General features: G+C 64.7%; 7 protein-coding genes. 5 read left to right on the top strand and 2 right to left on the bottom strand.

Going from position 1 to position 7223, the window contains the following annotated elements; all coding sequences use genetic code 11:
- Nucleotides 1-113: 113 nt before the first annotated feature.
- Genes C666_RS20755 through C666_RS17970 form a run of 3 tightly spaced genes read left to right on the top strand, consistent with a single transcriptional unit; the run spans nt 114 to nt 1987 of the window.
- Complete coding sequence (locus tag C666_RS20755) at nt 114-287, top strand: VOC family protein (protein WP_004346754.1); 174 nt, start codon at nt 114-116, stop codon at nt 285-287.
- 49 nt (nt 288-336) lie between these two features.
- Nucleotides 337-759 carry a PaaI family thioesterase gene (locus C666_RS17975; RefSeq protein WP_028792195.1) on the top strand — a complete coding sequence of 141 codons (423 nt, stop codon included), beginning with the start codon at nt 337-339 and terminating at the stop codon, nt 757-759.
- Nucleotides 760-808: 49 nt separating this feature from the next.
- Nucleotides 809-1987, top strand: coding sequence for an MFS transporter (locus C666_RS17970; RefSeq protein WP_004346750.1), 1179 nt, complete (start codon nt 809-811; stop codon nt 1985-1987).
- Between the two features lie 162 nt (nt 1988-2149).
- Here the strand turns inward: C666_RS17970 and C666_RS17965 are convergent, their stop codons facing one another.
- Nucleotides 2150-3163, bottom strand: coding sequence for a zinc-dependent alcohol dehydrogenase family protein (locus C666_RS17965; RefSeq protein WP_004346747.1), 1014 nt, complete (start codon nt 3161-3163; stop codon nt 2150-2152).
- A 251-nt stretch (nt 3164-3414) separates the two neighbouring features.
- Between C666_RS17965 and C666_RS17960 the strand changes: the two genes are divergently transcribed.
- Together C666_RS17960 and C666_RS17955 are read left to right on the top strand one after the other, a co-directional pair.
- Nucleotides 3415-4536 (top strand): Fic family protein, encoded by a 1122-nt coding sequence (locus C666_RS17960; protein ID WP_028792196.1) that lies wholly within the window; start codon nt 3415-3417, stop codon nt 4534-4536.
- A 27-nt stretch (nt 4537-4563) separates the two neighbouring features.
- Nucleotides 4564-5955 carry a hypothetical protein gene (locus C666_RS17955; RefSeq protein ID WP_154666178.1) on the top strand — a complete coding sequence of 464 codons (1392 nt, stop codon included), beginning with the start codon at nt 4564-4566 and terminating at the stop codon, nt 5953-5955.
- Between the two features lie 194 nt (nt 5956-6149).
- Here C666_RS17955 and C666_RS17950 read toward each other — a convergent pair whose 3' ends face one another.
- The gene (locus C666_RS17950) at nt 6150-7214 is read right to left on the bottom strand and encodes a ribonucleotide-diphosphate reductase subunit beta (protein ID WP_248637696.1); all 1065 of its coding nucleotides are present in this window, start codon (nt 7212-7214) and stop codon (nt 6150-6152) included.
- Nucleotides 7215-7223 lie beyond the last annotated feature (9 nt).

The raw sequence follows: 7223 nt of genomic DNA, 5'->3' as shown, positions 1-7223 counted from the left end.
CTGATGCTGGTCACCTACGTGCCCATCATCTCCACCTGGCTGCCCACCGCGCTCGGAATGATGTGAACGACCGGTCCCGCCCCCATGAACCCGAGCCGACAGGAGATCGTTCGATGAAGATCGATTCATTGGACCATCTGGTCCTCACCGTGGCGGACATCGACGCCACGATCGCCTTCTATGCCCATGTGCCGCGCACCGGCGCTACCGCGCCGATCCGCCCCGTTTACTGCCGCGATCCCGACGGCAATCTCGTCGAGGTGGCCAATGTCCAGCCCGCCGCCTGAGCGAGCGCCCCGGTCCGGCGAGCCGCTTGCGCAGGACGGCGGCGAACCGGTGCTGACACCGCCCAGCTTCCGCAATCCCTTCCTCGACCTGCTCGGCGCCGTCGATGACGGCATCGGGCCGGGATGGGCGCGGGTCGCGCTCGAATCGCGGCCGGAATTGACCAACATGCACGGCAAGGTCCATGGCGGCGTGCTGCTGACCCTGCTCGACACCACGATGGCGCGGGCGGCGATGGCGCGCCAGGGCTTCCGGCTGTCGGTGGTGTCGATCGGCGTGACGGCAAGCTTCCTCAGCCCCGGCAGCGGCCGGCTGCGGGTCGACGCGCGCGCCATCGGCGGTGGCCGATCCACTTGCTTCTGCGAAGCCGAAATACTCGACGCCGAAGGGCGGATCGTCGCCAAGGGCGTCGGCACCTTCAGATACCGCAAGCCGCCGCAAGACGGCGCGATTTCACCGGAGTCCATCGAATGAAGGGCTGCGTCTCCCCCGCCGGCAAGGACGGCTACGAAGCGAGGCGGCGATGATCATTCCGCTGAGCATCACCCTCGCGATCCAGATACTCGCCACCATGGCCGCGCTGACGGTGCCGGTGCTGGCGCCGGAAGCGGCGCGCACCACCGGGCTGCCGGCCGCGCTGGTCGGTGTGTTCATCGCGCTCGTCTATGTGGGCGCGATGCTGTCTACGCTGGCGAGCGGCAACCTGGTAGGGCGCTATGGCGCGATCCGCGTCAGCCAGGCCTGCCTGCTACTGTCCGCTCTGGGGCTGGCGTTCGCTGCGGTCGGGGCGGTGTGGTCGCTGGTGGTGAGCGCCCTGCTGATTGGCTCCGGCTACGGGCCGATCACGCCGTCGAGCTCCCACATCCTGGCCCGTACCACGCCCGCGCACCGCATGGGCTTTCTGTTCTCGGTGAAGCAGACCGGCGTGCCGCTGGGCGGCGCGCTGGCCGGCCTGGCCGTGCCGCCGCTGGTGCTGCTGTCGAACTGGCAGGGCGCCGCGCTCGCGGTGGGCGCCGCCTGCGCAGCCATGGCGCTGATCGCCCAGGGGGTGCGTGCCGACTTCGACGCCGATCGCGACCCCCGGCGCAAGGTGTCGCTGGGCGGCGTGCTGCGTCCGCTGGCCCAGGTCTTCGCTCATCGCGACATCCGCAATCTGGCCTTGTGCACCTTCTTCCTGAGCGCGATGCAGTTGTGCCTGACCACTTACCTGGTGACCTATCTCACCGTGGAATACGGTGCTTCGCTGGTCACCGCCGGTTTCGTGCTGTCCTTGTCCCAGTTCGCCGGGGCGGGCGGACGCCTGCTGTGGGGCTACGCGGCCGACCGCTGGAAGGCGCCGAACCTGGTGCTGTGCTTGCTCGCGTTCGCGATGGCGGCCGCTTCGCTGATCACCGCGCTGTTCGAGCCGGACTGGCCGCTCGTCATCGTCATCGCCGTGAGCATGGTGTTCGGCGCGACCGCAATCGGCTGGAACGGCGTCTACCTGGCGCGTGTCGCCCAGCTCTCGCCGCCGGGCCAGGCCGGTACGCTGACCGGCGGCACCCTGTTCTTCACCTATTTCGGCGTCGTGCTCGGCCCGCCGGCCTTCGCCGCGCTGGTTGGCGTCAGTGGCTCGTTCGCCGCCGGCTACGCGGGGATCGGCGGCGTGATCCTGCTGGTCGGCGTGGTGCTGCTGTACGTGGAGCTGAAGGGCAAGCGATGAGGGCGCGGGCGACGCGGCCCTTCATCGGCCGGCCGGCGTACCGCGAAGTCTTTGCGAACGGGGGGACGGCATGGAACGCGAATCGACGGGGTTCGTCGCGCTGGCCGTTGCCGGCGGTCCGGCGGGGGCTGGCCCCGCCGGCGGTGCTCACCGCTTCACCGTTCACCACTCCACGCAGATCTTGCCGAAATGCTGCCCGCTCTGCTGGTGCGCGAAGGCGGCGGCGAGATCGGCGTATGGAAACACCTGGTCGATGACTGGCCGCGCCTCCATCAGATCGAGCGCCCGCACGAAATCCTTCTGCTCTTGCCGGCTGCCCACGATCAGGCCTTCGATCCGCGCGTGCTTGGCGAGCACGGACAGGATCGGCAGGCTGGCATCGGTTCCGGAGAGCAGGCCGATCAGCGCGATGTGGCCGCCGACCTTCAGCGCCGTGAGCGATTGCCCCAGCGTTGCCGGCCCGCCGACTTCCACGACATGGTCGACGCCGAAGCCGTGGGTGAGTTCGAGCGCCTTCCGGCCCCACTCGGGTTCGTTCCGGTAGTTGATCGTCAGGTCGGCGCCAAGCCGTTTCACCTTGGCCAGCTTGTCGTCGGATGAGGATGTGGCGATGACGTATGCGCCCATCGCCTTGGCGAGTTGCAGCGCGGCGATCGATACGCCCCCGGTGCCCTGCACGAGGACGGTTTCGCCGGCCTTCAGCCTGCCGTTCACGACCAGGGCGCGCCACGCGGTGAGGCCGGACGTGGTGATGGTCGCGGCTTCGCGATGCGTCCATCCGCGCGGGGCATGGGTGAAGGCGCCCGCCGGGCGCACGACGTGCCCGCACGCCATGCCCTGGGCGCCGTCGCCGGGCGTGTGCGCGAATCCGCCCACCGCGGGTGTCGCCGGCCCTGCGGGCCACACCGGGAAGAAGGTCGACACCACGTGGTCCCCGGGCTTGAATTCATCCACGCCTTCTCCGGTTTCCTCCACGATGCCGGCGCCATCCGACAGCAGGATCCGTCCGTCTTCGGTGGGGAAGGCCCCCGCAGCCACGAGCAGGTCGTGGTAGTTCAGCGAACTGGCCTTGATCGCAACGCGGATTTCTCCCTTGCCGGGCCTTCCGGGATCGGCGACGTCGTCGAGGACGATGTTCTCCAGGCCGCCCGGGGATTTGAGTGTCAGTGCTTTCATGTCTTCCTCGCAAGCTTGGTGTAGTGGCGGGGGGCTCCCCCTCGATGCCGCGCCGTGGCGGGCATCACGATGCGGGGCCAAGCTTAGCAGGCGCGCTTGCCGGCATGGCCGGCGACACTGCGCAGAAGAGGGGCTCGTCTTCTTCAGGCTGTCCTGGCAAGTTCTCATCGTTGCGGTAGGCTACCCTCATTCAACGCTGTTCTTGCGGTGAATGGTTTGCCCGTGCGGTGAATGCCCGCCATAATCACCGCATGAATGGCGGTGATTATCTCTACATTTGGCAGTCTTCCGACTGGCCTCGCTGGCGCTACGATCTCGCGGCGCTGGCTGAGCCGATGGCACGGGTCAGTCATGCTCAAGGCCTACTTCTAGGGCGATTCGCCGACATAGGCTTAGGCCTGCGCGGCGAGGCCTGCCTGGCTGCACTGACGGATGACGTACTCAGGACCAGCGAGATCGAGGGCGAACACCTGAATGTAGCTTCGGTGCGTTCTTCCATTGCCCGCCGTCTGGGTGTGGACATCGGCTCTCTCGCACCCGTTGACCGCCATGTTGAGGGTGTCGTGGACATGGTGCTCGACGCGACGAGCAACAGCGCTCAAGCTCTCACCGCAGAACGCCTCTTCGGATGGCATGCGGCGCTGTTCCCAACTGGGTATTCCGGTCTTGGCAAGATCAGCACCGGTACATGGCGCGATGATGCACATGGGCCTATGCAAGTGGTCTCAGGTCCGGTCGGGCGCCAGAAGGTGCATTACGAAGCGCCGCCCGCAGAGTACCTGCCCCCGGAGATGGACCGGTTTCTAGCATGGATGAACGGTCCCAAGACCATGGAACCGGCCTTGATCCGCGCCGGGCTGGGGCATCTGTGGTTCGTCACCTTGCATCCGTTTGATGATGGCAACGGTCGCATTGCACGCGCTATCGGTGATCTGCTGCTGGCCCGCGCTGATGGCAGCCCACAGCGGTTCTATAGCTTGTCGGCGCAGATCCAGCGCGAGCGCAAGGCCTACTACGACATGCTGGAGCGCACTCAAAAAGGCACGCTGGAAGTCACAGAGTGGCTGCTGTGGTTCTTCCGGATGCTGGACGAAGCGGTAAACCACGCCCACGGGATGCTGGATGCCGTGCTGATAAAGGCCCGATTCTGGCAGCGACAGCAAGGAACCGCCTTGAACGCACGCCAGATCAGGGTACTTAACCGCCTGCTGGATGGGTTTGAAGGCAAGCTCACCACCAGCAAGTGGGCCACGCTGGCGAAGTGCTCATCTGATACCGCGCTTCGAGACATCAACGACTTGCTTGAGCGGGGAGTGTTGCAACGCTCAGAATCGGGGGGACGCAGCACCAGCTATGAGTTGAAGGTCGACTGAATAATCCGCAGGCTAAAGTTCTTTTTCATGACAATCTACGAAATGTTGAAGATGGGTAGGAAGCCGCAATTCTCAGCCATATCATTTTTAAGATCGGCACTTTTTGCGTCAGTTCTCTATGGTTTTTGGGTAGAGGCATATGCCGAAAGTGAATACACGGTTCGGTGGGTCGGTGACGACTCTTATGGTCTGGAGATTGCTTTCAAGCTCCCACCGGACGAGGGAGCCGCAGGTCGAAAACTCGCTGCACGTGGCGTAGCTTGGGGACTTCACCAGCAGGTGGAGTCCCCGCGCTGCGAAGGTGGCACGGAGCCGCTCGCGAAAGACGGCGACGGAGGCTGGATTGCGCCGGAGGGATGCAAGGAGGTGATATGGACAGTGAGCCCGCCGACGATGCGGGACGGTACGGTTGACGTCTCTGCTCAGGCCAGTGTCTCGATGGCTCAGAGGAAGTGGGTTCTGCTGTCTGAACCGACATCGCTGCTGCGCGTGGTGGAAGCCAACTCGCAACAAAGTACCTTGCGGCCAGCCGATGCCGGCACCGAGTTGCTCGGCGCCACGCCTATGGATAAAGGAGGGTGGCGAGTCCCGGCCGACAACAACGCCCCAGAATTCTTCGTGGTGGGCACCCCCGGGATTGAACATCGGCGTGTAGGCGACTTCACCGTTCGCTACGTGGCCGATGATTGGCAGCGCGTGCATCACCTGGGGCTGATGTCGTCGCATGCGCAGGCACTGCATTATCTGGGCGATGTTGTGTATGCCGATACCCCGGTGCCGGAAAGAGAGCGGGCACTGCTAGTCGTGTGGGTCGGCATTGATGCGCGGCACGGACGTGCCGGTGGAGCGGCCGGAAGCAGGAGCTTTCTGGCGAATTACATGATCGGCGGCGACAAGAATGTGCCCGACCATCTGGCCGTCACATTCATGATCATGGCCCACGAACAATTCCATCAACTGGCGGATGCCCGGCGTGGGGAGCTTCCCGAACTGCCCGCCTGGATCAATGAAAGCATCGCCCAATACTATGGGCTGCGCGCAATGCAAAGAGCCATCCATGATGCAGCAACGGCCGAAAAGCTGATACGGCAGTTCATTGATCCAGACAGGGAAGTCGAGCAGCGTTTCGCCGAAGTCGAAGGGATGTTTGCCATCGACAGACCGCGAGCGCTGGAACTGGCCTATCGGCAGGGGGCTACCTTTTGGGCTGAGTTAGATCGTACGTTGCGTGTCGCCTCAGATGGAGCCAGCAGTTTGGACGAATACATTCCTGGGTTGCTGCAAATGAAATTTCCCGAGGACGGCCTGCTCCCTCAAGCGTTTCTGACCCAACTACGCAGTTGGAACGACAGCCGCATCGAGCAGGCCATCATGAAATATGTCGGTGCTGCACCCGACACCGAAAATTCTGGTCGTTAAGCATTACGCTTTCAAAGACATCAAGCGGTGTTGGCCAGTGCGAGCAGGTGAAGAAACGGCTTGTCATGCTGCCGGACCGCCCGAAGACGTAAAAGCCCTCTGGGAGAGTAGCGAGTTCGCGCAGCGGATGAGCGTGGGGGCTTTTTGGGCAACAGCGCAATGAAAAGCTATCCGTCGCCCGGCGTCGGCGTCCTTTACTCCCAGGCCAGCGCGCCACCGGTCTGGTACTCGGTGACGCGGGTCTCGAAGAAGTTCTTCTCCTTGCGCAGGTTGGCCTGCTCGTCCAGCCAGGGCAGCACGTTCTCGGCGCCGGGGAAGGGTTCGGGCAGGCCGAGCTGGCGGGCGCGGCGGTTGGCGATGTAGCGGAACTGGCCCATGTGCTGTGCGGCGGAGTAGCCGAGCAAGGGTTCGCGCAGCAGGTAGCCGGCATAGGCCGCCTCCGCGGCTTCGGCTTCTTCCCACAGGCGGGTGATGGCGGCGGGGTCGAGCTGCAGGTTTTCCTCGGCGATCAGCGTGCGCACCACGCGGATGCCGAAGGCGCAGTGCAGGACTTCGTCGCGCATGATGTACTGCAACTGCTCGGCGGTGCCCTTCATCAGCCCGCGCCGCTGCAGTGCGAAGATCGGCGAGAAGCCGTTGTAGAACCAGCAGCCTTCGAAGATGCCGGCGAAGAACAGGTAGGAGAGGGCGAATTCGTGCAGGTTGTCGCGGTCGCCGAGGTCGAAGTCGGCGCGCATCACCCGCTCCAGGCGGCGGTTGGCGAGCGCGATCTTGCCGTGGATCTCGGGCACGACGCGGTAGCGGTTGTAGATTTCCTGCTGGTCCAGGCCGAGGCTTTCGATGCAGTGCTGGTAGGTCCAGGTGTGCAGCGCCTCTTCGTACACCTGGCGGGCCTGGTAGATCTGCAGTTCGGGCGCGGTCATCTTCTCCATCACCGCCAGGCCGATGTTGCGCATGGCGAGGATGTCGGAGGTGGTGAGATAGGAAAGCACGTTCTCGAACAGGTGGCGCTCGGCGGGCGTCAGGCGGTGGTGGTAGTCGTGCACGTCCTGCGCCATGGAGATTTCCAGCGGCGTCCAGTGGTTCTTGTTGGCGTTGAGGAAGAACTCCCACGCCCAGGGGTACTTGAAGGGCGCGAGCTGGTTGATGTCGCCCTGGCCGTTGACGATGCGCTTGTCCGAGGCGCGCACCGGCGCCAGTGCGCCGGGCCGGGCGCCGGCGGCCAGTAGCGCGGGGTTGCGCGCGGCATCGGCGTCCAGGCCGGGGCG

It is taken from the genome of Thauera linaloolentis 47Lol = DSM 12138, from assembly GCF_000310205.1.
Classification (GTDB): domain Bacteria; phylum Pseudomonadota; class Gammaproteobacteria; order Burkholderiales; family Rhodocyclaceae; genus Thauera; species Thauera linaloolentis.
The sequence above is the reverse complement of the archived record's forward strand: the minus strand, read 5'-3'. Positions and strand labels throughout refer to the sequence as shown.